The sequence below is a fragment of the Vibrio sp. QJM3NY_21 genome (genome assembly GCF_057785975.1).
Genome location: NZ_CM173514.1, coordinates 281,610 through 306,812 on the forward strand (window position 1 = coordinate 281,610; position 25,203 = coordinate 306,812).

Genomic DNA, 25,203 nt, shown 5'->3' on the forward strand with positions numbered 1-25,203 from the left:
AGAATGAGCGAGCAAGAAAAACGTACGGTTGTTTCCGGCACAGTAACAATGACACCATCAGAAGCGTTCGTTGAAACTATGGTTGCTAATGATGTTACCGATATGTTCGGCATCATGGGGTCGGCATTTATGGACGCAATGGATATCTTTGCTCCTGCTGGCATTCGATTGGTCCCAGTAGTACACGAGCAAGGCGCTGCCCACATGGCAGATGGTTACTCTCGTGTATCTGGTCGCCATGGCGTGGTTATCGGGCAAAATGGCCCAGGTATCAGTAACTGTGTGACTGCGATCGCAGCGGCGTTCTGGGCACATAGCCCGGTCGTCATTGTGACGCCAGAGACAGGCACTAAAACGATGGGCTTAGGTGGTTTCCAAGAGTGTAACCAGCTTCCAATGTTCCAAGAGTTTACTAAGTATCAAGGACACGTAACGCACCCAGATCGTATGGCTGAATACACGGGTCGATGTTTTGACCGTGCAATGAGCGAAATGGGTCCGACTCAGCTGAACATTCCACGTGACTACTTCTACGGTGAAACTCAAACCGAGATCCCTAAACCCGCGCGTTTAGACCGTGGTCCAGGTGGTGAGAAATCTCTAAATGAAGCGGCAGACCTGATTGCTGAAGCGAAATTCCCAGTCATCATTTCTGGTGGCGGCGTGGTAATGGCAGATGCAGTTCAAGAGTGTGCGGCGTTGGCGGAAAGACTAGGAGCTCCAGTAGTTAACAGCTACCTACACAATGACTCTTTCCCTGCTAGTCACCCATTATGGTGTGGTCCTTTAGGCTACCAAGGTTCGAAAGCAGCAATGAAACTGATGGCTCAAGCGGATGTGGTTATCGCTTTGGGTACACGTCTTGGTCCATTTGGTACCTTGCCTCAACATGGCATGGACTACTGGCCGAAGAATGCGAAAATCATTCAGATTGATGCAGACAACAAGATGCTGGGTCTGGTTAAGAAAATTTCGGTTGGTATCTGTGGTGATGCGAAAGCAGCTGCGGTTGCTCTATCTGAAAGGTTGGAAGGCCGCGCACTGTTGTGTGATGACAACAAAGGCGCTCGCCAAGATACCGTCGCTACAGAAAAAGCACTTTGGGAAAAAGAGCTTGATGAGTGGACACACGAACGTGATTCTTTCAGCTTAGATATGATTGAGGAAAACTCACACGAGACTCCGTTCTCTGGTGGTGAATATCTACACCCACGCCAAGTATTGCGTGAGCTAGAAAAAGCGATGCCAGAAGACGTAATGGTCTCGACGGATATCGGTAACATCAACTCAGTGGCAAACAGCTACTTACGCTTTGAAAAACCACGTAGCTTTTTTGCTGCAATGAGTTTCGGTAACTGTGGTTACGCATTCCCGACCATCATTGGTGCGAAAGCAGCTGCACCTCATCGTCCAGCTATCTCATACGCAGGCGACGGTGCGTGGGGCATGAGCCTGATGGAAACCATGACATGTGTTCGCCATAACATTCCAGTGACAGCCGTGGTATTCCACAACCGTCAATGGGGTGCAGAGAAGAAGAACCAAGTCGACTTCTACAACCGACGCTTTGTTGCCGGTGAACTTGAAAACCAAAGCTTTGCAGAGATTGCACGAGCAATGGGCGCTGAAGGTATCACGGTTGATAAGCTAGAAGATGTAGGTCCAACCTTGCAAAAAGCCATCGATATGCAGATGAACGAAGGCAAAACAACCATCATTGAAATCATGTGTACTCAGGAATTGGGCGACCCGTTCCGCCGAGATGCACTATCAACACCGGTTCGTTTCCTAGATAAATACAAAGACTACGTATAAGTCATAGGATGTTTGTCCGGCCACCGTATCATCGAGAATGTTGTCGAGTGCGTGGTCGGGCAATATTAACGGGTATTGGCAAAGTGCTTAAGTGAAGAACGTAAACGCTTAGTTCAATAATTTCTCGTTAAACATTAGAACACTAATTAAATGCCCCATGAGTATTTAAGTGGTTCTAGCTATATAAATTTTGTCGCTCGTTATTATTAATAGATTCTTAGTGGATGGATCTTTAAATACTAGTTAGTAATGAAAATATATATCTACTATCATTTTTTGAAATTATTTTCACCACTAATCACCGTGATCGTTGATTAACAAGATTATTGAGTGTTGATTTTTGGATTGTGCCAAATTTAAATTAAGTGACTTATTGCATGCATGTTATGAAGCATAAACGTTATATAAGTTCTATCGAAGAGCTGTATGAAGTAATCGATTCACTCATTACAGAGTGTAGTGGGCACCGTGGATTAATTTATAACGTGTGTGATTATGAAAATAATAACTTGATGCCGAGTTTAGGCCGATCAAATCGAAAGAATATTCGCCGTGTCGAACAAGAGCTTCTCTCGACCGTGAGAGTTTATGGTGGGCATTCGTTGAGTGCACACGAGATAAACGATTGGTTACTGATGTGTTTAGCCAAGAAACAGGGGTTTCCAACTCGTTTACTTGAATGGACAGATAACCTGATTAATGCGCTGTGGTCTGTATGTCATAGCCAAAGTAAAGACTGTATCAATATTATTAAAGCCATTGATTATCATAAAGTTAGTGTTTTCAACTCACCATGTGACCTCAATAGGACTCAGATATTCAATGTGGCTGATTGTGATCAGCAAGAGCAACGAAAAGATAAGTGGTATTCCATTCACCCATTTAAGGAAGGTGGCAATGATGCCATTCAGCCTTTGTACGATGAGAAAGAATATTCAAACGGTCTAGTATCCGTTCATATTCTTCCATCAGCGAAAGTAAACCTGATAAAGGAATTAATCTCCATGAATGTTTTAAATGAACCGACAGAATATATTGAAGAGGAACTGGCTGATTTGAAAAATGAAGCTCATGTAGATGGTAATCAAGCAATTAATAAAGGTGAGGGTAATATCGAATTACAAGTTAATACTCATGATCGCCAGCTTGAGCAGTATGGCCGAAAGTACCATCAAGATTTTGACTTCGACTAAAGTCTAATATTTATAATTATTTTATTTAGACCTCGTATAAATATAGTGAGTGACTGTGTAAATAAAATTAGAACGCTAATTAATTTATAAAAAAATGAAATCTGTGAGCTTAAAGATTGTTTATAAAGTAACTCGAAGTTAGAGTGGCGAAGCTTGTTATCAAGTTGTTAAATTTCACAGATCTAGTTTAAACACTCTAATAAAAAAGTGGCGCAAAGCTACTGAAATTTAAACCAATAACGAAAACATAAAGGATTCTGGAATATGAATATGCAAACCAATGCAGCAACATTCGTGCTGGAAAACCAAGTCGACACCGCCTTTTTACAGTCTTTTAGTGATGCATGGAATAACCATGATATTGAAGCGCTAATGTCGTTTATGACCGAAGACTGTGTCTTCCACACCGTGGCAGGAGAAGGCGAACTTGGAAACACTATTGAAGGGTACGAAGCCGTTCGCAATAGCTTTGAATTGGTTTGGCAGAACTTTCCAGATGCAGCCTGGAGCGACCCTGTCCACTTTGTGTGTGGTGACCGCGCGGTAAGTGAATCAACGTTCTCTGCGACTAACCCTGATGGCACCGTCATCGAAGCTCGTATGGTTGATGTGTTTACCCTGAAAGATGGAAAAATCAGCGTAAAAAATGCCTTCCGTAAAACACGACCTCTTTTGACTCCCAACAATACTCCCAAGAGCTAGACACGAAACCACAACCCGTTCACGTGTTATGACTAGGAGAGTCGAATTATGAGTTTAGTAATGGAACAACCGGCAGCCGATGTGCCGCCAAAGGTGAAAAGCACCCAAGTAAAAGAAAGCACCCAAGCACAAGATAATTACGATCCAAAATACGATCCACTTAAAGACAAGAGCCCAGGTAACGGCAAGGAATACGCCCCGACTTATTGGGTAGATACCGCAGGCGTACCACCTGAAGATGATGGTCCAATTACATCGGATATGGATGTCGATGTGGCGATAATCGGTTCAGGCTACACTGGCCTAAGCACCGCGATACACCTTGCTGAAATGTACGGTATTAAAGCGACTGTGATTGAAGCTAACCGTTTGAGTTGGGGCTGCAGTACCCGAAATGGTGGTCAGGCTCAGTGTGCGTCAGGACGTTTGAAGCGCTCTCAGTGGATTGAACGCTGGGGACTCGAAACCGCACTAAAAATGCACCGCGAATGCGTCGACGGCATGAACACATTTAAGTCTCTAATCAAAGACATTGATTGTGACCCACAACCGGGTGGCCACTTATACGTTGCTCACCGTCCAAAAGTGATGGCAACGCTCGAGAAAGAAGCCAAGTTGCTGCGTGACACGTTTGATTACGATGCGCAGATCTTAGATGCGGAAACCGTAAAGCGTGATTACGTTGGTGACCAAGAAGCGGCAGGCGCAATGCATGAGCCAGAAGGTATTGGCATTCATGCAGGGAAACTGGCATTTGGTTATCTAAGAAAGGCGAGAGCACTCGGCGTAAAAGTTCACCCAGCAAGCCCTGTGATGGGATGGGAAACTCGCAACGGTGTGCATTACCTGAAAACGCCTGGTGGTGTTGTAAAGGCTCGCTCTGTCGGTGTTTGTACAGGCGGATATACCAGCCAAGGTTTGCATTCAGAGCTTAAGAATCGCTTATTGCCAGTACTTTCTAACTCGATGGTGACGCGTCCGTTAACTCAAGACGAAATCGCTGCGTGTAACTTCAAAACCAATCAGGTGATTACTGATACTAGGATCTTGCGTCATTACTACCGTTTGTTACCCGATAACCGAGTGCAGATAGGTACACGCAGTGCCATCAGTGGCAAGAACGCACCTGAAAAGAAATACGAAGATATGTTGAGATCGGATTTAACCCGAAAATTCCCTTCTCTCGATCAGATCAAAATCGATTATTCATGGTGGGGTTGGGTTGATGTTAGCCACGACATGATGCCAAGAATCTATCAGCCGAATCCAAAGCAATCCATATTCTACGCACTAGGGTATGGCGGCAATGGTGTGATGTACTCCGCTCAAGCAGGCAAGCGCCTTGCTCAGTGGATTGCAGGTGAAGGTCATAAGCTTGACTTGCCAATATTTGAATCAAAACTTCCGTTCCCCAACGTGAGGGAAGTGGTGGAATCTGAGATGTTTGCACCATTTCGAAGAGTAGGGCAACAGTTCCTTTATCAGTGGTATTCGTTAAAGGATGAAGTGCTTTAACTACTCGAACATTGTTTCCAAAATAGGGAAATAGAACTACGACCAGGAAAGTTGTACCAGGTCACCTTGTGAGCAAAGTACAGGCAGGAAGTCTGTATGATATGAAAGGTTAAGACTATGAAATTTATTAAAAATAAAATTATTGCTGGCGTCACAATTGTAGCAACAGCGATGCTATCTCATACCGCGGCAGCAGCAAATTTTAAAATGGCTATCGGCGATGCTGCTGGTGGTACTCAGTGGGAATTAGCGACCTCATTTTCTGAATTGATGGAGCAAAAAACAGACGGTAAAGTCAAAATCGACCTGTTCCCGAATGGTCAATTGGGCAATGAGCAAGACACCGTAAACGACGCGGCAATCGGCCTTCTCGACTTCTCTGTATTGGCGATCAACAACGTGACGCCTTTCTCTCCAACGGTTGGTCTACTGACCATGCCTTATGTTATTCAAAGTGCAGAAGAAGCGGTGCTATTAACTCAAGGCCAAGTCGGTCAAGACCTTGTCGACAATACTATCCGTGACGCAGGCGTTCGCATCGTAGGTTGGGCTTATTCTGGTTTTAGGGTTTTGACTAACTCGAAAAAAGCCGTAGCTTCGCCAGCCGATCTAAAAGGGTTAGTGATTCGTGTCCCTCGTAACGAAATCATGATCGCGTCTTACCAAGCATGGGGCGTAAACCCAACACCAATGGCATGGTCAGAAACCTTTACTGGGCTACAACAAGGTGTGGTTGATGGTCAAGACAACCCATACATCACTGTTCATGCGATGAAGTTCAATGAAGTACAGAAGTACGTAACAAACCTCCGTTACATCTTCTCACTTGAGCCGCTAATCGTGAGTGAAACGGTCTTCCAACAACAGACACCTGAGATGCAAAAGATCATTCTTGAAGCGGGTCAGGAAGCAACAGAACACAGCTTTGCTTATCTAGAGAATACTGAAAACAAGATCCGTGAAGAGCTACAAGCGAAAGGCATGGTATTCACAGACCCAGCAGACAATGAGCAAGAGTGGATTAGCAAGGTAACGAAATCAGTTTGGCCTAAGTTCTATTCAAGCATTGGTGGCAAAGACAAGCTGGACGACGTTCTTGAGTTACTAGGTAGAAAGTAACGATTAGATACGCCCTATCTGCTGTTCTCCGCTACTTAATCACCTAGCGATAGAACAGTGAGATAGGGCCTTTACATGGCTTTACTCGTTGATCTGTTCAGTACCTGATCTTTTTAGTACCGCGAGCGATTGGTTGTCATGTGGAAATCAACATTGGAGGTTATATGTCAGTCGCTAAAACGATAAAAAAGCATCTTAACAACATCGAGGAATATACCTGTTGTCTGTTGCTAGCAAGCTTTGTCTTATTGCTGTTCACACAAATCCTTACTCGTCAGTTTTTTGATTACTCCATACCTTGGGGTGATGAAGTGGCTACTTACATGTTTGTTTGGTTTGCTTATTTAGGAGCCGTTGTGGCGGCCAAAATGTCGGCACATAACCGAGTCAGTTTTCACTTCAAGTTTTTCCCACCGATTGTTCAGACCGTCTGTGAAACTATCGCTGACTTCTTATGGTTGCTGTTCAACGGTTACTTTGTCTACCTCAGCTACGATTTCGTGTTCAACAAAATGAACCTGTTTTGGAAGTCTCAGACAACAGGCATCCCAATGAAATACTTCTATATGATTTTGCCTATCGCGTTTTCGTTGATGATGATTCGAATTATCTGGAACAACTATGAGCGTTTGTTCAAAGGCGCTAAAAACGAAGATCCTGAAGTCAAAGAACTGCGCAAAATGACGGCACAAAAATCATCACAGTAGTCGTCATAGAGAATAGTCGTAATAGAGAGATGTAATAATGGAATCCTATTTAACTCTAATTTTATTTGGTGGCTTCTTAACCCTGTTAATTCTGGGTGCACCAATCACCGTATCACTGGCCGGCGCTTCAATGGCAGCCTATATGTTGCTCGACAAAAATCCTATCGCTTTAGTACAGATCGCGTTTACTTCGGTGGGTAACTTCCCGTTAATGGCGCTGCCGGCCTTTGTTCTTGCTGGCGCATTAATGGAGGCGGCGGGTATCTCCAAACGTCTGGTAGATATTGCAGAGAGCTTAGCCGGACCCGTGACGGGTGGCCTTGGCGCTGCAACCGTGATGGCGTGTTTGTTTTTTGGTGCTATCTCAGGTTCAGGCCCTGCAACCACAGCTGCGGTAGGTATGCTAATGGTGCCAGCAATGGTTAAGCGAGATTATGATAAGAGCTACGCCTCCGCGGTGACTGCTGCTTCAGGGGGATTGGGTATTATTATCCCACCCTCAATTCCCTTGGTTATTTTCGGTATCTCCGCAATGGGATTAATGGCACCGCCAGAGGCCATTGCTCAACACGGGCAGTTTGCCTCTTTATCTATTCCAAAACTGTTTGTTGCTGGGGTTGTGCCTGGCTTCATTATGGCGTCGACACTCGTCGTCACTAACTACTTTATTGCTAAACGTGAAGGCTACAAAGGGTTGACTGAAAACTGGTCATTTAGCGAAGTAAGACACTCGTTGCGCCGAGGTATATGGTCGATACTGGCTCCGTTTTTGATTCTCGGAGGTATCTACAGCGGTATGTTCACACCCACAGAATCGGCGGTTGTGGCTATCTTCTATTCACTGTTTGTCGGAGTGTTTATTCACCGAGAGTTATCGTTCAAAAGCACGATTAAGTCATTGTCGACAACGACATGGATCACTGGACGTGTGTTGCTGATTCTATTCGCGGCAACGGTATTTGGTCGCTTGTTAATCGAACAAAAAATTCCGGTTGTGGTGGCGGAGTCATTGTTAGGGTTCACTGACAACATGTACATGGTGTGGGCATTGACTATTGTGTTACTGCTTTTCGTTGGCATGTTCATGGAAACCTTGGCCGCGATCATGATCATCGTGCCGGTCTTGTTGCCAATCATGTACATGCTCGGTGCGGATCCAACGCACGTAGGAATCGTGGTGGTGTGTACGTTATCGATAGGATTTGCTACGCCGCCGCTCGGTGAAAATATCTTTGTTGCCTCGGGGATAGGCGGAGCCACGGTCGAACAGATCACCGCTAAGATCCATCCCTTTGTGCTTGCATCCGTTATTGGCGTGTTCGTTATCGCTTTCTTCCCGCAAATTACACTTTGGCTACCGTCCTTGGTGGGCTATTAGGAGAGGTCACTATGAATATATCAAGAATTATCCTTATTGGTTGTGCCGTATTTGCAGTGATCAGTGGCATTGGGTTGCGTGCCGAACATTCAGAAACAGCGAAAGAAAACGAGCCAGTCAATGTGCTCGACATTTCAGAACCACATGTTGTCAGTGACGCTGAAAGAAGAGCCAAAACCCTGCTTGCGAAGGCGGTGATACATGTGCAAAAGGATGGCGATGAGAGTGTGAGTGACTTCATGAGCGACCCTGAATATACAGACGGTGAGCTTTATGTGTTTGCTTTAGGGATTGATGGCCAATTCCTCGCCAGTGGCGGATCTTCAATGGTGTTGGTGGGCGACAGCGTTTTGGACACTCAAGATGTTTATGGCAATCCTTTTTTCCGAGAAATGATCACTAAGGCTGTACATAACGGTTTTGGCGAAGTTCAGTACCATTGGACAAATCCGACTGACCGCATGGGTGAGCCTAAGACCACCTTCTTTGAACGAGTGGGCGATGTGATTGTGGCTGTGGGTTACTACCCTGAACGCTCAAGTGCCGCAGAAGCTAAGCGATTGTTGGCAAGAGCCATGACGGCGATAGTCGAATCCGAACAAGACAGCATTACCGAGTTCAATAATAGCGAAGGTCGCTTTGTTGAAGGAGACTTGTATGTGTTCGTGATGGACATGAGCTCTGGAAAGCTGCTCGCACACGGTGTATCTCCTGAACTTGTCGGGCGATCACACAACGAAATCCTAAGCCCTGACGATAAACCGATTCTTACTGAGATGTTGAACCTCGCAAAAGAAAACGGGCGTGGAGTTTATACCTACCGATGGTTGAATCCGCTGTCGAGCAAAGTCGAAACCAAGCATACCTATTATCGAGTAATCGACAATAAGTTGGTTGGTGTCGGTTATTACACAAAATCAAACAACACGTAATAGTGGTTCTAGTGAGCCCTCAGCCCAGGGAAATCAAGGGCTAGGGGCTCAAAATGCCGGTGTGTGTAAAAAAGCAATTTAGTAAAATTCACAGTGTGAAATTTTTGTTGTGAAATTGTTTAGAAAATACAAGTAGTATGAAATACATGGAAGCAACACAGTAAAGAACAATTTTGAAAAGGGTCAATCAGGATTTTTGACCTACATGAAATTCAAAGCCGTAAGAGGGAAAAACTATGAATATGCTGACACTAGACAAAACAGAACTTCACAGAAACCATTCAACATTTATTGCTGAAGCTGTCTTTGCCGTCGAAATGGTGAAAGCAGACAAGCAACTCGAAAAACAGAAAATGGCGAAGCAGTTGCTTGATACTTTATTTCCTCTTGAGGCGGGTTCACACGAAGATGCAGTGAGCTACGAGATTGATTATCGACATGTTCAGGTTTACTTCAAAAACGGTGAACACACAGGCCTGAAACGAGCTAAACACTTTGTGGCTTACACAGGTGATAAGTCAAAACCATCAGCAATCTTATTCCGTGACGAAAGCGGTACACACGTTGAAGTGACAATCGGTGCTCGCAAAGGTACTGGCCACTTGGAATTAGTTGATATTCAAGATATCCAACTAGAGACATGCACTACGTTTGGCCAAACAGAGGCGAACCGTTCTTCAGGAATCCGTCACTGGGTAAGCCTAGTAAAGGGCGATGAAAGCGGTAAACCGAACGCATCGAGTGAAGACAAAGAATTCACAGAAAAGAATGGTGAAGACTATAACCTAGGTTTTTGCTTCGCGATCTAATATTGCTTCGGACTTAAATGTCGTGCATCTGTAGTGAGCTGTAATTCTGTAATTCTGTAATGAGCAGCACTTGTCTGGTACGAAGTACGTAAAGCAATGTAGCACCGATATTCGAAGATAGATTTCTCTTTTACCTTTGGTAATTTCCCCGCCCTATAGCGGGGCTTTTTTATTAGAGCTATAAATAAATCAGGCTGTTGTTAATATTATCTGTAGAAAGTTTGAACGAGAATTTACAGTGCGCCATTTGAATTTAAGGTGCTGTATTTAAAGATTTTTATTTGTTTATTTTATTCTGTGTTTATGAGTTTAACTATCGTGATTCACGGTAATTTGGGTGACTATTGAGCTAAAACTCAGTCAAAATGCTTTGAGCTGTGCTATAATCCGCGCCTTGGGATTGAGCCAATAAGTCCATTTATCACCAATCATTGTGATTTTTATCGCCTCTATTTAGGTGGTGCGGCGAGCCAATCAAGTAGTAACTGGATATGGAGAGCGTCCTAATATTCGTTGAATCGGATATACGAACATCATAATTTATGAGTTTTAAATCAAAAAAATACAGTATTGATTCTACTGACTATCAAGTTGGTCAAGATAACGTCAATAAATGGGGCATGGATGTCCACAACACCGTCTTCGTAGCCTCAGTAGGCTTATCTCTTCTCTTCATCATCACTCTTCTTGCTCTTCCTCCGGCAGATGCTAAAGCTGCTATTGATTCTATTAAGGGTGCTGTTCTATCAAAGTTTGACTTCCTGTTTATGTGGGGAGCCAACATCATGCTAGCGTTTGCTGTTGTTCTCGCATTTTCGCCGTTGGGTAAGATTCGCCTAGGTGGCGAAGACGCGACAGCGGACTATTCAATGTCATCTTGGATTGCGATGTTATTCGCAGCAGGTATGGGTATTGGACTTATTTTTTGGGGTGTTGCAGAGCCAACTGCGTTCTTCACGAACTGGTTCGGAACTCCATTGAATGCAGAACCTTTCACAGCAGCTGGCCGTGAACTGGCGCTAGGCGCAACAGTATTCCACTGGGGTTTTCATGCATGGGCTATCTATGGCATGACGGCGCTTTGTCTAGCGTACTTTGTTTACAACAAAGGCTTACCGCTATCCATGCGTTCAGTGTTTTACCCAATTCTGGGTGAGCGTGTGTGGGGCAAAACTGGTGATGTAATCGATGTGCTAACCGTACTGGTTACTTTGTTTGGCCTTGCGACTTCATTGGGTTTAGGTGGTACACAAGCAGCAAGTGGTATTAGCCACGTGTTTGGCTTAGAAAACAACATCTACCTTCAGCAATCTATTATCGTTCTTATTATGGGCTTGGCGATCATCTCTGTTATGCGTGGCATGGACGGTGGTGTTAAGTTCCTAAGTAACCTGAACATGGTTATTGCATTCATATTCCTTGGTCTTATCGCTGTATTGAACTTCACAACTGTGCTTGATTCAATGGCAACTGCGGCAACGGGCTATGTGAAAAATATCGTAGCGTTGAGCCAAAGCTCAGGCCGTGAAGACACAACATGGCTGCATGGCTGGACTGTGTTCTACTGGGCATGGTGGGTAGCGTATGCACCTTTCTTCGGTATGTTCGTAGCGCGTATTTCTAAAGGCCGTACGGTTCGTGAGTTCCTACTTTGCGTATTGATTATCCCAACGTTAGTAACTTCAGCTTGGATGTCTATCTTTGGTGGCGTGGCTATCGAGCAAGTAATTAATCAGGTGGGGCAACTTGGCCTCGACCAAGGCATTACAGACGTATCTCTAAGCTTGTTCTACATGCTAGATGCTTACTCGTTTGGTAGCATTCTGTCTGTTCTCGCAGTTGTGCTGATCATCGTGTTCTTCGTTACCACGTTGGACTCAGGTTCTATCGTTATCGATGGCATGACGGCAGGTGGTAAACTAGAAGTGCCAGTGAAACAGAAAGTCGTTTGGGCTGTTATCTCGGGTGCTATCGCAATGGTGATGCTGTGGATTGGTGGTACTCAATCAATCCAAGCTCTGCAATCTATTACGATTATTGCAGCACTGCCGTTTACGATCATTCTTCTGATTGGTTGTGTGAGTTTGGTGAAAGGCCTACTTACTGAGGTAGATAAAGGACAAGCAAACGTTAGCGAAACAGCGAAATAAAATAGCTAAGTTTCTGAGTAAGTAATTAGGTAAAGAACTACTTATTCCGGATGAAGCGTTATTTCAAAGCTCTCTTGCACAATGTGCATGGGAGCTTTTTTATGCTCAGAAGAAACCAAAGACAAGCAGAAAATACAAAAAAAGAGCCACAAGTGAATCGTCACCTGTGGCTCTTTTTAGTTTTAGGGGTTAGCTTTAGGAGACTAGCTATTAGGTGCTTGGTGCGAGGTTTTAAGTAGTCGCTTAAGCGTTTAATTCGTGTTGGATTACGTAATCCAAAGCACCGACTACGGCAGCAACTTGAGCGTCATTACACTCTTCATCTGTTACTTTATCGCTGTCTGGGTAAACTTCTGTGGTTGTTCCGTACTTACAGTCGGTCACGCCGCCACATAAGCCTAGCTTCTTCATAGGGTAGTTGATCACGCCGTGTTGTGTGATTTCAGAACCAATGATCTTGCCTTCGTCATCTGCAGGCGCAATGTGCGTTACTTTTTCTACTGAAGCAATTACTGCCGCTTGGAATTCAGGCTGCGGGTTTTCAGTATCACCAACCGTGTAGAAACCGTCTGGAATCATACCTTCGATGTACTCAATGCCATCACGTGCTGCGAGTGCTGGTCGGAATTCAGTTTCATCAGAGTCTGTCGTTTCATGCAGGTCAACGTGAACCAAGACTTCTGGTAAAGAGGCCACTAATGCACGCAGGTTTGCTGATTCTTCTGCTGGCGTACCATCGTAGAAAGAGCGATTTGGATCAACGGCATTTGGGTTCCAGCGATTGATCACTTCGTAACCCCAAGGGCTCACACAAGGTGCTACAACAATGTTGAAGTGCGCCGTGTATTTTTCTGCTTGGGTCGCTGCAAATTTGATAGCGCCATGCACACCACTGGTTTCGTAACCGTGAACGCCACCTGTAACGAGAATGGTCGGCTTTGACTCGTCCCAGTTTTTGCTTTTGATAGCGAAAAGTGGGAAGCGATCTTCGTCGTAGCTCAGTGCGCCGTATTGCTCGATGTCAAAACGGTCAGCGAGCACCTTAATCTTTGGTACAACTTCTTGTTGATATTCACGCTTAACCGTTCTTTGAGCGAACCATGCTTCACGTTCTGCTTGTTGCCACTTTTGTCCTGGCTTACCAATTGGGTAGGTAGATTCACTTTTCATCTATACTTTTTCTTTTATGTTCGTGAAAGATTAAGACAGATTATTCCTGTCTAACAGAGACAGCAATAGAAAACACAATTTGCGACTTTATTTTTTACAGACTCATAACTTTGATGAGTGAATTGATGATGTTACATTTCATCGATGGTTCAATCCTTTATAAAGAGACAATAAAATGGCTGGAGCAAGTTTATTAACACTGTTAGATGACATTGCAACCGTGTTGGATGATGTTGCACTGATGTCTAAGGTGGCAGCTAAAAAAACCGCAGGCGTATTGGGTGACGATTTAGCCCTTAACGCTCAGCAGGTATCCGGTGTTTCTGCTGAAAGAGAAATCCCAGTGGTATGGGCGGTCGCAAAAGGCTCATTTAAAAATAAGCTGATTTTGGTTCCGGCGGCATTATTGATCAGTGCATTTATTCCTTGGTTGATCATGCCACTACTCGTGATTGGTGGTCTGTTTCTTTGTTTTGAAGGGGCAGAGAAAATCTTAGAGAAGCTTTTTCCTCACGCTCATCAACATGACGAGAAGGAAGAGGATACGGGTACTGGCGAATCCATTGAGGAATATGAGAAGAGAAAGGTATCAGGCGCGATTCGTACTGACTTTATCTTATCTGCAGAAATCATTGTGATTGCACTGGGGACCGTAACGGGAGCAAGCATCATGACTCAGATTCTTGTCGTGAGTTTGATTGCGATAGTGATGACGATTGGTGTTTATGGCTTAGTTGCAGGGATCGTTAAGTTGGACGATTTAGGTTTCTATCTCCAGCGCATATCGAATGGGAGTGCCATTAAAACCCGTTTGGGTAATGGGTTAGTCGCCTTTGCACCCAAGCTAATGAAAATGCTTGCTGTTGTTGGCACGGCTGCGATGTTCTTGGTTGGCGGCGGTATTGTGGTTCACAACGTTCCCGTGATTCATCATTTAATTGAACCGATTATTATGGATTTTAGTGGACATACGATAGCGACAGCGGTGGTACCGACGCTATTAAATGGTGTGATTGGTGTGCTTTCAGGGTTGATTGTCGTCGCGATTTGGAGTTCTATTGGAAAAATTCGTGGTAAATAATCGTTAATTATTTTTTATAATAAGACAGTCTTTCATCGAAACAAAAAAGGGTCACCATAATTATTATGGTGACCCTTTTCGTTAAATGGAGGGCGTTTACTTAACAGCCCAAGCGCTTATTTTACAGACCAAACGCTTATTTAACAGCCCAAGAAATCGTCTCGCCGCCACGGATTGGCACAACGATGTCTGAACCGAAAGGCATTGTTTCAGATACATTCCACTCTTCTTTAACGAGTGTGATTGTGTCTGAGTTACGTGGCATGCCGTAGAAGTCTGGGCCATTGTGGCTCGCGAACGCTTCTAGGTTCTCAATCTTGCCTTCTAAATCGAATACTTCAGCGTACAGTTCAACCGCAGCGTGTGCAGTGTAAGAACCTGCACAACCACAAGCTGACTCTTTGGCGCCCTTTGCGTGTGGCGCAGAGTCTGTACCCAAAAAGAATTTATTGCTGCCACTTGTTGCTGCTTCGATAAGCGCTAATTGGTGCGTGTTGCGCTTAAGGATTGGTAGGCAGTAGAAATGTGGCTTAATGCCGCCAACCAACATGTGATTGCGGTTATAAAGCAAGTGGTGAGCTGTAATGGTTGCCGCTACGTTCTCGTTAGCGTTCTTAACGAAAGTCGCTGCATCTGCAGTCGTGATGTGCTCTAGAACGATCTTCAAATCAGGGAAGTCGTTAACAATCGGCGCTAGAACTGTGTCTAGGAACTGCTTTTCACGGTCAAAGATATCAACATCGTGAGCCGTTACTTCACCATGAACAAGCAGCAACATACCCACTTCTTGCATGGCTTCTAATACGTGGTAAATCTTTTGAGCAGAAGTTACGCCAGAATCAGAGTTTGTCGTCGCGCCAGCAGGGTAAAGCTTGGCCGCTACAACAGCGCCAGACTCTTTCGCTTTACGAATTTCATCAGGAGTTGTGTTGTCTGTTAGGTAAAGTGCCATTAGAGGCTGGAATTGTTCACTTGGCTGCTCTGCCATGATGCGTTCACGGTAAGCAAGCGCCATTTCGGTATCGGTTACCGGTGGGATGGTGTTTGGCATGATTAACGCTCGACCATTGTAGCGGCTGATATCGCGCACTGTATCTTTTAATACGTCGCCATCGCGTAGATGAACGTGCCAGTCGTCAGGACGAGTAATCGTAAGTTGTGTCATTGAAGGCTCCCACCATTTGAAGTGTTATGTAGTTGGAGCCTAAACTCAGCGAAATCTGTGAAAGCAATCGCTTACGTTTAGGCGACAGGATGATAGTGGAAAAGCACTTTCATTTCATCCTATTTTTAACCCTTCAGGGTTAGGAGCTTGTTTTTATGAGTATTTTATTCGGTATTAATTCTCGGAGATGGTCAGGGTTAGCGAGTGGCTACCCACAATCCGTGGATCATACCTGGTACCCAGAAGAAGAAAGTAAGAATGATGTTAATCAGCAAATCTTTACCTGCGCCGCGAGCGAAGAACACGCCAACAGGAGGGAGTAGTACACATAAGATGATAATGACAAGTTTGTTCATGATAAATCCTTTTTATTCAATGAAAGTTCAATGCGGTAACCGTGTTCAAATTATAGAACGTATGGAGAGTGTTAATACATTGCTGTCTTTATGTAGATAAGACACTAGGATAAACATCTCAAGATATTAGCTTAGTATCAAGTGTTTAATGCCTGCTAGTTTATCTATTTATAACCATTTGTTAGCATTGGGACAAACAACAAAACATTGGAATCGTTATGTCGCAGCTACCTTTAGATAAAAAAGCTCAAGATCAAAAGGCTTCAAAGCACGTGTCTTCTCTATCTCAAATTAATGTGTTTCCGGTTAAATCTGTAGGCGGGATTTCACTCTCTTCTGCTTGGGTCGAAAAACAAGGCCTAACTTTCGACAGACGCTTTATGTTGGCATTGGCAGACGGTTCAATGATCACGGCGCGTAAGTATCCGAAAATGGTCAAGGTATCTTCAAGCTTGCAACCAGACGGTTTGATCTTCACTTATGAAGGCAAAGAGCCTTTACGCCTAAAGTATGCGAATTTCAAGATGCAAGAAGCACCAGCAACGGTTTGGAAAGACAGCTTTACCGCTTACACCACCAATGATGAAGCTGATGATTGGTTTAGCGATGTGTTGGGTGTCCGAGTTGAACTCCTGTTTTCAGGTGAGCAATCGAATCGTGTTCGTGAAAAGCTCGGTCACAACGTGAGCTTTGCCGATGGTTACCCAATGCTGGTGATCAGCCAAGCCTCTCTTGATGAGTTAAACCGCCGCAGCCCTGAAACTCATTCAATGGATCAGTTCCGCACTAACTTTGTTGTTTCCAATACCGAAGCCTTTGCTGAAGACAGTTGGAAGCGTATTCGTATCGGTGAGGTTGAATTCGAAGCCGTTAAGCCTTGTGAGCGCTGTATTCTAACAACGGTTGATGTTGAGCGTGGTGAATTCAGAGAAACAAAAGAGCCGCTTAACACCTTTTCTAAATTCAGAGCGAATGAGCGCGGTGGTGTTTTCTTTGGTCAAAATCTAGTTGCTAAAAATGAAGGCTTAGTTAAAGCCGGTGATGTTGTTGAAGTACTAGAAACCAAAGAGAAAGAGCACTACCAAGATACTTGGGTAGAATCATTGCATTTAACCTGTGTTGAACGTGAAGAGATCGCTCGTGACTTTACAACTTTTTGGTTAGAACCTGCGAAAGAGAACCACTCACTACCAAGTTACCAGCCTGGGCAACATCTGCCGATTGAGATGGTGATTGATAGCGAGACGATTTCGCGTCGTTACACGTTATCTTCTAGCCCATCACGAGCGGGTCGTTTGGCGATTTCAGTGAAGCGAGTGGATGATGGTCAAATATCTAACTGGCTCAATGATCATTTCCAAGTGGGCGATACTCTAGTCGCTCAAAACCCAGATGGTGCGTTCTACTTAGAAGCAAACCCAACCCATCCGTTACTGCTTTTGTCTGCAGGCAGCGGTATTACCCCAATGTTGTCGATGCTTCGTTACTTAGCCGACCATGGTCAAATCGATGATGTGGTTTTCTACCATCAATGCAGTAGCGAAGAGGATATTCCTTATCAAGCTGAGATTGATAAGATTGCCAACGAACATAAAGGGTTACGTGTGATTTACTCGTTAAGCCAACCAACTAAAGAATGGGATGGTTTATCTGGTCGTTTGAGCGTGTCGCATATTGCTAAAATTGAAGCACTACACAAGCGTCAAGCGTTTGTGTGCGGCCCAGACGGCTTTATGGATAACGCAAAAAAACTGTTAATCCAAATGGGGCTCAACCCTCAACATTATCATCAAGAAGCATTTGGCGTCGCTCAGTCTACCGAAGAGGCGGTGAAGCAACTGCAATTGAGTGTCAATGGCTACTTGTTCGAAGGTAATAATCAGTCAACGCTACTAGAACAGGCTGAATCGGCGGGTGTGTCTATTGCTTCTAGCTGCCGTGCTGGTTTTTGCGGAGCGTGTAAAGTGACCCTTGAGTCTGGGCAAGTTCACCAGCCAGATGTACCTGCGTTGCAAGATCATGAGCGTAACATGGGGCAGATACTGGCGTGTTGCAGTGTTCCGCAAACTGATATCGAAGTTGTGGATTAATAGCTCGCTAGATCATAAAGAAAAATGCATTAAATAGAAAAGGCCGGAAGCTCATTGAAATGAACTTCCGCCCTTTTTAATTCTGAGACTAATTCAAAAAATTAATCGTAGATCGTTGGGATTGGTTGACGCTTGTGCTGAGTTGCTTTGTAGATGTTTACTAAGCGATCTGATACGTCTTGAGAGACTTCTTTGCCTTCAAGGAAATCATCGATCTGATCGTAAGAAAGGTTCAATGCTGCTTCATCGGCTTTCTGAGGATCAAGCTCTTCTAGATCAGCAGTGGGTACTTTCTTAACAAGTTGCTCTGGAGCGCCCAGCGTTGCTGCAAGCTCACGAACTTGGCGTTTGTTCAGGCCGAACAAAGGTGCTAAATCACATGCGCCGTCACCGTGCTTGGTGTAGAAGCCTGTGATGTTTTCCGCTGAGTGGTCGGTACCGATGACAAGACCACCAACGTAACCTGCGATTTCGTATTGCGCGATCATGCGAGCACGTGCTTTTACATTCCCTTTCACAAAGTCGATTTTTGCAGAATCTGTTGGTAGCAAGCCTGTGCTTTCTAGAGCTACGTGAGATGCTGCGTGGAGCCCATCAACACCGGCTTTAATGTTTACAGAAACGGATTGAGAAGGCTGAATGAAAGACAGAGCAAGCTGTGCTTCATCTTCATCTTTTTGCTCACCATAAGGCAGGCGAACGGCGATGAATTGGTAGTTGTCGCTACCAGCGCTTTCATTCAGGCTATTAACAGCCATTTGTGCTAAACGGCCACAGGTCGTTGAGTCTACACCGCCACTGATACCAAGGATCAGAGACTTGCAGCCTGACTGCTGAAGTTTAGTTTTGATAAAGTCCACACGGCGAGTCACTTCGAAGTGAGGGTCAATTGAAGGTAGTACGCGCATTTCGTCACGAATTAACTGTTCCATTCGTATTCCTTTCCTGCAAGCAAATTAAAAATCTAGTGTTATCATACCTAAATCATCCGATTTAAAAACCTCTTTGCACAAGCTTAGAAAGAGAAGGCAGTAATAAATAATGGAAAAAATAGCCATTTTCGGTAGTGCGTTTAATCCGCCGAGCTTAGGGCACAAAAGTGTGATTGATTCGTTGGCTCACTTTGACAAAATTTTACTTGTTCCAAGTATTGCCCATGCTTGGGGAAAAGAGATGCTAGACTTTGATACGAGATGTCAGTTAGTTAACGCATTTATTAGCGATCTTTCACTGGATCAAGTTGAGCTTTCTTTGATCGAAAAAAGTTTGTTTACTCCAGGTGAAAGCGTGACGACTTACGCGGTGCTCAGTGAACTTCAGAAGTTACATCGTGACGCCGAACTGACGTTTGTTATTGGCCCTGATAATTTCTTCAAATTCTCATCTTTCTATAAATCCGATGAGATAACAGAGCGCTGGTCTGTGATGGCTTGCCCTGAAAAAGTAAAGATTCGTAGTACCGATATCCGCCTTGCTTTGCAAAATGGGAGCAATGTTGCGAAATTGAGTACAAAGTCAGTTACAAAGATATTGCAAGATGATGAACTGTATACAATAATGTAGATTCACTAATTTAAGAGGTCTGATGACTATGCTAAAGCGCGCGATACCAGCGACGATGATCATTGCAGCATGCAGTATGCCTGCTCAAGCTGATTGTGATTTCTTTAGTTTAGATTCGATCATGCTGACTTCTGATGATGACAACAGCTGCTTAGACTTCTCTTCGAGTATTGAGTCTTTTGGCCAACGCATGATGGAAATCAGCGGGCTAAGTGATGAAGAGCCTGAAGCTCCAGACTATTGGTCTGATTGGGTTCTTCAAAGCAAAGACACGCCACTGTTAACTCAGAGCCTTGAATCCAACTATGTTGGTTTGGGTATGTGGTTCCCAGAAGATCTTGAAGATGAGCAGTATGATATGTCGACTGAAGAGTGGTTGATGAATCATGGCCTTCAGCTGAGCATAGGTTTTGGCGAGAAAGTCGACGGGCAACCTCGCATGCGCTTTGATTACCGCTGGCATGATTCACGAGACGCTGACCTCATGATGCAGGTTGAATTGCCGTTCTAGACCGTTAGGTTATTAATTGATGCTGAGACGCTAAGAATTAAAAAAGCCGCAAAAACTGAGTTTTTGCGGCTTTTTAGTATCTGGTTTTCTGCTTTCAATATTAACAATAACTTAGCGCTAAGCTATAAATCTTCACCAAAAACAAGCATGCACAGCTGTTCAAACTCTTCTTCTTTTCCAGAGAACAAATCATCAATCACAAGTGCACGTTTCTGACCTGACTGCATTCGTTTCTTTGCCTCGCGCATTACCATCACCAAGGTGTGCTCTTGCGGTAGGTTCGAGTCATCGATGTTCCACTGATTGAATCGCTGAGACAAAGCACTTTCGCAAAGTAGTGGCTTAAATGCCAACACTTCTTGCTTGAGAACAGAAAGCATATCTTTAAACGCTTGCTCCGTATTATTGGCATTTGAAGCGCGAGCTTTGGTTAGCTCCAACTTTTCCAGTAACGCAGAAGAGAGGTTGGTTTGCGTGATGTATCCTGCTTGTCTCGGGAATGAGTCGGTCAAACGAACTGAGAAATCGACACGATTAACCTGGGTGTTTGGAAAGTAGGTCAGTGATGTTAGGCAGTCATATGGAATCCATACACTCTGGCCTGGCTCGACGGCATACTCTTGTTTACCCAGCTTTATCAAAACCAAGCCACTTTGAACCGATACAAGGCTATGTTTAAGTACTTTTTTGCGAGGTGTAATCACCAAGTGTGAAAAGTAAGCCGATGTATATTCAATAGCGAAGTTCATAGATAGTACCTTAATTTTGGGGCGTCAAGATTACCGTTAATTTTAAAGAATGCCAACAATAACAGGGTATTTTCAATCTTTCTGGTCTGACCTTGTCAAAAGTATGGACTCTGTAGCTGCGAGAAGTCAAAACAACGCGTAGAATGAGCCAGATTTTTATTATTTGAATTAAAAAATGACCTCTCCGACCGATCCATATGTTGATATTCGTCCTTACGGCGATGATGAAATTCCAGCGGCACTAAACCGTCTTATTAATGATGAAGAATTTATCAGTGCGATTCTGCACTATCGTTTTTCAAACCATGCGTCTTGGTTTAAAGCATTAATGAGCCCGATCTTGCGCGTTTACTTGAAAATGAAATGGAGCAAGCTGACCAGCGTTGAATCCATCCAGATTGAAGTTAAGAAATACTTGCGAGATACATTAGCGAAAACCACGAATGGTGTAACATACACAGGTGTAGAGTCACTGGACGCTAGTCAAGCTTACCTGTTTATTTCAAATCACCGTGATATTGCTATGGATCCAGCATTAGTTAATTACGCATTGCATCACAACAATCATCAAACTTGCCGAATTGCAATTGGTGACAACTTGTTGAAGAAACCATGTGCGACTGAACTGATGCGCCTTAATAAGAGTTTTATTGTAAAGCGTTCTTTGAAAGGGCCGCGTGAGATGATGAAAGCGCTAGGGCAGTTGTCTTCGTACATCAAGCATTCTTTGGAAACGGGCAATTCTATCTGGATCGCTCAAAAAGAAGGCCGTGCAAAAGACGGCAATGATTTTACTGAGCCAGCAATCTTGAAGATGTTCCACGTTGAAGGTCGTAAGCAAAAAATTGCATTCCCTGAATACGTGAAGTCGTTGAAGATCGTTCCTGTGTCTATTTCTTACGAAAACGATCCATGTGATATCGCGAAAGCGATCGAGCTTTTTGAAAAAGACGTAAACGGCAGTTACGAAAAGGGTGAATTTGAAGATATCGAAAGTATCATTCAAGGTATCATCGGCAATAAAGGACGTGTTCATGTTGGTTTCGGTCAGGTTATCGACCAAGATTTTGATACGCCTGAAGCGCTTGCTCAAGAGATCGACCGCCAGATCCACGACAACTATAAACTGTTTCCAGTAAACTTGCTGGCAGCGGAAAAAGAAGACGAGTCGATTACAGCAGCGGTTAAGCAGGAGTTTGAAGATAAACTATCTGGCTTGCCACAAGGTGCTCGTCAGTACTTAATCGACAGCTATGCGAATCCAGTGAAGAACATTGGTTAACGAGCGTTAGTTAGCTTGTTAGCTGAGTAGTAACTTGATTGAATTGAAAAAGGAGCCTTGGGCTCCTTTTTTGTTTCTGAATTACTACTTGCTGCTGCATTAGAGTTTTAGAGCAATAGAGCAATAGAGCAATAGAGCAATAGAGCAATAGAGCATTAGAGCTTTAGGCTAAATTAGCGAGCGACAGCGCCACCGAGCTCTAGGCTGGTCGGCCACGTGGTAATCGTGTTACCACCGAGGTAGATATTACCTTTGACTGTCATGGTGTCAGGAAATGTTGTAATCCCAGAACCGCCTATATATAAATCGCCATCAATGACTATCCCGTTTGGTAGCTCTGTCAAAGGCGTACGAATCACGCTCAGGTCGCCTTTCACTCTAAAGCCATTGGGTAGCCTCTGGAGGGGAGTATCCGTGAGGTTAATAAATCCGCCCACTCTCACACCTCTTGGCCAACTGGTAATCTGACTACCAATCAAGTCAGCATAGCCTTTTATCTTCACTCCCGAGGGAACCCGCGAGAGTTGGCTGTTACCGCCTTTAAGACTTCCGTTTACTTCCAACCCTTTGGGTAGGCGGGTAATCGCAGTGTTCTCAATATTGAGGTTGCCTTCAACGATTAACCCTGTTGGCAGTGATGTGTATGGCTTATTTCGTAAATATAAGTTTCCGTAATTATCCAGATGGTTCAATATTTGATACTGATCGAGTGGTTCAGCAGTCACATTTGTTATGGTTAAGGAACCAATAATAAGTGCAATTATTCGGAGCATAACAAGCTTCTTATTACGATAGACGTTAACACTATAAAGAAAAAATTATTCTCGCATAGTGTTTTACTCATTTGTTGGTAGGTAGAAAGGAATAAGAGACAATGAAAGGTAAATTTTCGGTTCGAATAAAGCATCAAATTCTAAAATGCGTTGTGATTCTGACCTCTGCGTTTTGTTCAATATCAGTAAGTGCTAATAAAATAATATCAACGCCTGCAAAAGCGGCAGTGGTAGTCACTCAGAGTACTTCACAGCAACGAGTTTGTTATTACAATGATAAGGCATATAGTGTTGGTGCTATCGTTGAGGTCACAGGTGTTGTGATTAAATGTGCGGCTGAAAATGACTTTGAGACCAATGGTGCTCTAGGTTGGGTTGAAATAATAAAAAAAGACGAGTAATAAACTCGTCTTTTAATTGTATGAGTGTAAGTGCTTATATTAACGCGCTAGAGAGCGAGTCTTAAGTTCGAAAATAATTTTCTCAGCGCTTACTTCAAATTTAAAGCGTGCGTGCAATTCTGTGCTGTCTTCAGTCATCTCTGATGCTTCAAATTCAACATTGCTAGACACTTGCTTTGCTAACTCAACGTACTTAGCTAATTCAGCTTCAATAAGTGCTTTGGAGTTGCCGTAAACCGTTACCTCAGCAACCTCGTCGCCTTCTTTAATGATGAAGCCAATTTCACCTGCGCAACCGCAAGCCTCACATACATCGTTGTTACCAATATCTTGGCTCATAAATAATCCTCTTACAAAGTCTGAGGTTATTCTAACGAGCAATTTGAACTGTATCTACAAAAATTAAAACCTTTGAACTAATTTATACTGGTATGCTATGTTGTTTGTTAAGGTGTTTAATGAATATCTACATTCGCGCCGATAAATATGTATGTGATTTACCTCACGTTTTGTTGAAAAGGAATGTTATTAATTTGTCAGAATATCATTCACTTAGTTGCGTCAGGAATGATTTTATAAGACTATCTATCGCTTGATAGGTATTTATACAATGAATTTTTCGTTGGGTATTTCATATTCTAAGTCGTTATTTAAAATTATCGACTTAGGATTGTAAGGTGATTTTCGAAGAATAATTAGACAAAGTGTCCAAAGAGACATCACTGTAAAATTGTTCGTACATAGTATTTGTGTGCATTTAGTTCTAAATACTTGCGAAAAAACATCTTGCTCACATAATGCTGATAACGATTTTCATTCTGACTTCATTTGATTGAGTTAGATGGATTTACAAAGAGAAGAGCCTGAATATGCCAAAGCGTAGTAAAGAAGATACAGAAATCACGATCCAGAAGATCATGGATGCCGTTGTGGACCAGCTATTGAGATTGGGTTACGACAAGATGTCATACACGACATTGAGTCAACAAACAGGCGTTTCTCGTACAGGTATTAGTCATCACTTTCCTAAGAAAACGGATTTTACTGCTGCTTTAGACGGTCGTATTTTCAAGATGTTTATGGAACACATTGACTTTGAAAATGGCCTTGACGCATTTTCAGCTAGCTGGGTTGCAGCACTTGAAGACGCTGAGTTCCTAGCAATTTTACGTTTACTTTTCCATCATATCGTTACTGCTGAGAGCGCTCATGAGTTCGCTGCAAACGGTATTGACCGTCTATACAAGCTGACTGAAACTCAGTTTGGTGATACTAGCGGTAAAGAACTAGAGTGGTTGATTGGTAAGTCATTGATTCGCATGAGTCAGTAATCAACACACGATAAAAGAAGCTCCTACGGGGGCTTTTTTTGTGTCTGCAATTTCTCTTTCTCTTTCTCTTTCTCTTTCTCTTTCTCTTTCTCTTTCTCTTCCGCTTTTTCTCTCGAACTCATATAGCTTCTGCTATCTTGCTTTGTGCCAAATGAAGTTATTTCTTTTCTTTTTATATGCTTACGCTCGAGTCTTACATTCCACCTAAATTGCGAAAAGCTTAGCAACACTAACTGATTATGTTTATTTCTAGAGCCTCAAACGCTCTGGGTGAGCCGTTTGAGAGCTTATTGCTATGGTTACTAACAAAATTGAGTTTAAGGCGAGAGAGAGGCTGTGAGCCAATAAAAAGCCTCGACTAAATCGAGGCTTTGAATGGTGTCGGCGTTAGAAGGAACGAATACTTTAAGT

The 25,203-nt window shown here is 43.6% G+C and carries 24 protein-coding genes; 17 read left to right on the plus strand and 7 right to left on the minus strand.

Annotated elements, in window-relative coordinates; translation table 11 throughout:
- Positions 1-3: 3 nt before the first annotated feature.
- The 10 genes from xsc to AC3CID_RS17165 all read left to right on the plus strand — a co-directional run bounded on the left by xsc (position 4) and on the right by AC3CID_RS17165 (position 12,320).
- Entirely contained in the window at positions 4-1,815 is a 1,812-nt protein-coding gene (xsc, locus tag AC3CID_RS17120; RefSeq protein WP_004731917.1) for a sulfoacetaldehyde acetyltransferase, read from the plus strand.
- Between the two features lie 377 nt (positions 1,816-2,192).
- Positions 2,193-3,008, plus strand: coding sequence for an FRG domain-containing protein (locus tag AC3CID_RS17125; protein WP_488527766.1), 816 nt, complete (start codon positions 2,193-2,195; stop codon positions 3,006-3,008).
- Between the two features lie 264 nt (positions 3,009-3,272).
- Complete coding sequence (locus AC3CID_RS17130) at positions 3,273-3,710, plus strand: nuclear transport factor 2 family protein (protein WP_017064287.1); 438 nt, start codon at positions 3,273-3,275, stop codon at positions 3,708-3,710.
- Between the two features lie 48 nt (positions 3,711-3,758).
- Positions 3,759-5,225, plus strand: a complete 1,467-nt coding sequence (locus AC3CID_RS17135) for an NAD(P)/FAD-dependent oxidoreductase (RefSeq protein ID WP_488527767.1) — start codon at positions 3,759-3,761, stop codon at positions 5,223-5,225.
- A gap of 117 nt (positions 5,226-5,342) precedes the next feature.
- On the plus strand, positions 5,343-6,344 hold the full coding sequence (locus AC3CID_RS17140; protein WP_065206980.1) for a TRAP transporter substrate-binding protein: 1,002 nt from the start codon (positions 5,343-5,345) through the stop codon (positions 6,342-6,344).
- A gap of 164 nt (positions 6,345-6,508) precedes the next feature.
- A complete protein-coding gene (locus tag AC3CID_RS17145; protein ID WP_017074740.1) occupies positions 6,509-7,051 on the plus strand; it encodes a TRAP transporter small permease in 543 nt (180 codons plus the stop codon).
- A 37-nt stretch (positions 7,052-7,088) separates the two neighbouring features.
- Complete coding sequence (locus tag AC3CID_RS17150) at positions 7,089-8,429, plus strand: TRAP transporter large permease (RefSeq protein WP_017074741.1); 1,341 nt, start codon at positions 7,089-7,091, stop codon at positions 8,427-8,429.
- Between the two features lie 11 nt (positions 8,430-8,440).
- A complete protein-coding gene (locus AC3CID_RS17155; RefSeq protein WP_017074742.1) occupies positions 8,441-9,361 on the plus strand; it encodes a cache domain-containing protein in 921 nt (306 codons plus the stop codon).
- Between the two features lie 236 nt (positions 9,362-9,597).
- A complete protein-coding gene (locus AC3CID_RS17160) occupies positions 9,598-10,170 on the plus strand; it encodes an aldolase/citrate lyase/malate synthase family protein (RefSeq protein ID WP_065206982.1) in 573 nt (190 codons plus the stop codon).
- Positions 10,171-10,712: 542 nt separating this feature from the next.
- Entirely contained in the window at positions 10,713-12,320 is a 1,608-nt protein-coding gene (locus tag AC3CID_RS17165) for a BCCT family transporter (protein WP_488527768.1), read from the plus strand.
- Positions 12,321-12,563: 243 nt separating this feature from the next.
- On the opposite strand, the gene AC3CID_RS17170 is transcribed toward AC3CID_RS17165, so the two are convergent.
- Positions 12,564-13,490: a M14 family metallopeptidase gene (locus AC3CID_RS17170; RefSeq protein WP_488527769.1), complete on the minus strand. Its 927-nt coding sequence runs from the start codon at positions 13,488-13,490 to the stop codon at positions 12,564-12,566.
- 175 nt (positions 13,491-13,665) lie between these two features.
- On the opposite strand from AC3CID_RS17170, the gene AC3CID_RS17175 reads away from it, so the two are divergent.
- Complete coding sequence (locus AC3CID_RS17175) at positions 13,666-14,571, plus strand: DUF808 domain-containing protein (RefSeq protein WP_488527770.1); 906 nt, start codon at positions 13,666-13,668, stop codon at positions 14,569-14,571.
- A 136-nt stretch (positions 14,572-14,707) separates the two neighbouring features.
- On the opposite strand, the gene pyrC is transcribed toward AC3CID_RS17175, so the two are convergent.
- Positions 14,708-15,736: a dihydroorotase gene (pyrC, locus tag AC3CID_RS17180; protein ID WP_488527771.1), complete on the minus strand. Its 1,029-nt coding sequence runs from the start codon at positions 15,734-15,736 to the stop codon at positions 14,708-14,710.
- A 197-nt stretch (positions 15,737-15,933) separates the two neighbouring features.
- Positions 15,934-16,092: a YqaE/Pmp3 family membrane protein gene (locus AC3CID_RS17185; RefSeq protein WP_004731890.1), complete on the minus strand. Its 159-nt coding sequence runs from the start codon at positions 16,090-16,092 to the stop codon at positions 15,934-15,936.
- Between the two features lie 218 nt (positions 16,093-16,310).
- Between AC3CID_RS17185 and AC3CID_RS17190 the strand changes: the two genes are divergently transcribed.
- Complete coding sequence (locus AC3CID_RS17190; RefSeq protein WP_488527772.1) at positions 16,311-18,182, plus strand: MOSC N-terminal beta barrel domain-containing protein; 1,872 nt, start codon at positions 16,311-16,313, stop codon at positions 18,180-18,182.
- 101 nt (positions 18,183-18,283) lie between these two features.
- Here the strand turns inward: AC3CID_RS17190 and nadE are convergent, their stop codons facing one another.
- A complete protein-coding gene (gene nadE / locus AC3CID_RS17195) occupies positions 18,284-19,114 on the minus strand; it encodes an NAD(+) synthase (protein WP_488527773.1) in 831 nt (276 codons plus the stop codon).
- A gap of 109 nt (positions 19,115-19,223) precedes the next feature.
- Between nadE and AC3CID_RS17200 the strand changes: the two genes are divergently transcribed.
- Together AC3CID_RS17200 and AC3CID_RS17205 are read left to right on the plus strand one after the other, a co-directional pair.
- Positions 19,224-19,745: a nicotinate-nicotinamide nucleotide adenylyltransferase gene (locus AC3CID_RS17200; protein WP_372244587.1), complete on the plus strand. Its 522-nt coding sequence runs from the start codon at positions 19,224-19,226 to the stop codon at positions 19,743-19,745.
- Positions 19,746-19,767: 22 nt separating this feature from the next.
- On the plus strand, positions 19,768-20,256 hold the full coding sequence (locus AC3CID_RS17205) for a hypothetical protein (protein WP_488527774.1): 489 nt from the start codon (positions 19,768-19,770) through the stop codon (positions 20,254-20,256).
- A 122-nt stretch (positions 20,257-20,378) separates the two neighbouring features.
- On the opposite strand, the gene AC3CID_RS17210 is transcribed toward AC3CID_RS17205, so the two are convergent.
- Complete coding sequence (locus AC3CID_RS17210; RefSeq protein WP_017077381.1) at positions 20,379-21,005, minus strand: hypothetical protein; 627 nt, start codon at positions 21,003-21,005, stop codon at positions 20,379-20,381.
- Positions 21,006-21,180: 175 nt separating this feature from the next.
- Between AC3CID_RS17210 and AC3CID_RS17215 the strand changes: the two genes are divergently transcribed.
- Positions 21,181-22,287 (plus strand): 1-acyl-sn-glycerol-3-phosphate acyltransferase, encoded by a 1,107-nt coding sequence (locus AC3CID_RS17215; RefSeq protein WP_029222283.1) that lies wholly within the window; start codon positions 21,181-21,183, stop codon positions 22,285-22,287.
- A gap of 173 nt (positions 22,288-22,460) precedes the next feature.
- Here AC3CID_RS17215 and AC3CID_RS17220 read toward each other — a convergent pair whose 3' ends face one another.
- Entirely contained in the window at positions 22,461-23,060 is a 600-nt protein-coding gene (locus AC3CID_RS17220) for a hypothetical protein (protein WP_372244589.1), read from the minus strand.
- A 101-nt stretch (positions 23,061-23,161) separates the two neighbouring features.
- Between AC3CID_RS17220 and AC3CID_RS17225 the strand changes: the two genes are divergently transcribed.
- On the plus strand, positions 23,162-23,461 hold the full coding sequence (locus tag AC3CID_RS17225) for a DUF1496 domain-containing protein (RefSeq protein ID WP_017087358.1): 300 nt from the start codon (positions 23,162-23,164) through the stop codon (positions 23,459-23,461).
- Positions 23,462-23,500: 39 nt separating this feature from the next.
- Here the strand turns inward: AC3CID_RS17225 and AC3CID_RS17230 are convergent, their stop codons facing one another.
- Positions 23,501-23,800: a YfcZ/YiiS family protein gene (locus tag AC3CID_RS17230; RefSeq protein WP_004731876.1), complete on the minus strand. Its 300-nt coding sequence runs from the start codon at positions 23,798-23,800 to the stop codon at positions 23,501-23,503.
- A gap of 530 nt (positions 23,801-24,330) precedes the next feature.
- On the opposite strand from AC3CID_RS17230, the gene AC3CID_RS17235 reads away from it, so the two are divergent.
- Positions 24,331-24,792, plus strand: coding sequence for a TetR/AcrR family transcriptional regulator (locus AC3CID_RS17235; protein WP_004731875.1), 462 nt, complete (start codon positions 24,331-24,333; stop codon positions 24,790-24,792).
- The last annotated feature ends 411 nt before the right edge of the window (positions 24,793-25,203 follow it).

Bases quoted from the DNA above. Each gene is read 5' to 3' on its own strand.
- AC3CID_RS17235 (WP_004731875.1), top strand. From the start codon at position 24,331: ATGCCAAAGCGTAGTAAAGAAGATACAGAAATCACGATCCAGAAGATC.
- AC3CID_RS17220 (WP_372244589.1), bottom strand. From the start codon at position 23,060: ATGCTCCGAATAATTGCACTTATTATTGGTTCCTTAACCATAACAAAT.
- AC3CID_RS17135 (WP_488527767.1), top strand. From the start codon at position 3,759: ATGAGTTTAGTAATGGAACAACCGGCAGCCGATGTGCCGCCAAAGGTG.
- AC3CID_RS17225 (WP_017087358.1), top strand. From the start codon at position 23,162: ATGAAAGGTAAATTTTCGGTTCGAATAAAGCATCAAATTCTAAAATGC.
- AC3CID_RS17230 (WP_004731876.1), bottom strand. From the start codon at position 23,800: ATGAGCCAAGATATTGGTAACAACGATGTATGTGAGGCTTGCGGTTGC.
- AC3CID_RS17205 (WP_488527774.1), top strand. From the start codon at position 19,768: ATGACTATGCTAAAGCGCGCGATACCAGCGACGATGATCATTGCAGCA.
- pyrC (WP_488527771.1), bottom strand. From the start codon at position 15,736: ATGACACAACTTACGATTACTCGTCCTGACGACTGGCACGTTCATCTA.
- AC3CID_RS17185 (WP_004731890.1), bottom strand. From the start codon at position 16,092: ATGAACAAACTTGTCATTATCATCTTATGTGTACTACTCCCTCCTGTT.
- AC3CID_RS17145 (WP_017074740.1), top strand. From the start codon at position 6,509: ATGTCAGTCGCTAAAACGATAAAAAAGCATCTTAACAACATCGAGGAA.
- AC3CID_RS17210 (WP_017077381.1), bottom strand. From the start codon at position 21,005: ATGAACTTCGCTATTGAATATACATCGGCTTACTTTTCACACTTGGTG.
- AC3CID_RS17175 (WP_488527770.1), top strand. From the start codon at position 13,666: ATGGCTGGAGCAAGTTTATTAACACTGTTAGATGACATTGCAACCGTG.
- AC3CID_RS17125 (WP_488527766.1), top strand. From the start codon at position 2,193: ATGCATGTTATGAAGCATAAACGTTATATAAGTTCTATCGAAGAGCTG.
- AC3CID_RS17170 (WP_488527769.1), bottom strand. From the start codon at position 13,490: ATGAAAAGTGAATCTACCTACCCAATTGGTAAGCCAGGACAAAAGTGG.
- AC3CID_RS17130 (WP_017064287.1), top strand. From the start codon at position 3,273: ATGAATATGCAAACCAATGCAGCAACATTCGTGCTGGAAAACCAAGTC.
- AC3CID_RS17160 (WP_065206982.1), top strand. From the start codon at position 9,598: ATGAATATGCTGACACTAGACAAAACAGAACTTCACAGAAACCATTCA.
- AC3CID_RS17140 (WP_065206980.1), top strand. From the start codon at position 5,343: ATGAAATTTATTAAAAATAAAATTATTGCTGGCGTCACAATTGTAGCA.
- xsc (WP_004731917.1), top strand. From the start codon at position 4: ATGAGCGAGCAAGAAAAACGTACGGTTGTTTCCGGCACAGTAACAATG.
- AC3CID_RS17215 (WP_029222283.1), top strand. From the start codon at position 21,181: ATGACCTCTCCGACCGATCCATATGTTGATATTCGTCCTTACGGCGAT.
- AC3CID_RS17150 (WP_017074741.1), top strand. From the start codon at position 7,089: ATGGAATCCTATTTAACTCTAATTTTATTTGGTGGCTTCTTAACCCTG.
- AC3CID_RS17200 (WP_372244587.1), top strand. From the start codon at position 19,224: ATGGAAAAAATAGCCATTTTCGGTAGTGCGTTTAATCCGCCGAGCTTA.
- AC3CID_RS17155 (WP_017074742.1), top strand. From the start codon at position 8,441: ATGAATATATCAAGAATTATCCTTATTGGTTGTGCCGTATTTGCAGTG.
- AC3CID_RS17165 (WP_488527768.1), top strand. From the start codon at position 10,713: ATGAGTTTTAAATCAAAAAAATACAGTATTGATTCTACTGACTATCAA.
- nadE (WP_488527773.1), bottom strand. From the start codon at position 19,114: ATGGAACAGTTAATTCGTGACGAAATGCGCGTACTACCTTCAATTGAC.
- AC3CID_RS17190 (WP_488527772.1), top strand. From the start codon at position 16,311: ATGTCGCAGCTACCTTTAGATAAAAAAGCTCAAGATCAAAAGGCTTCA.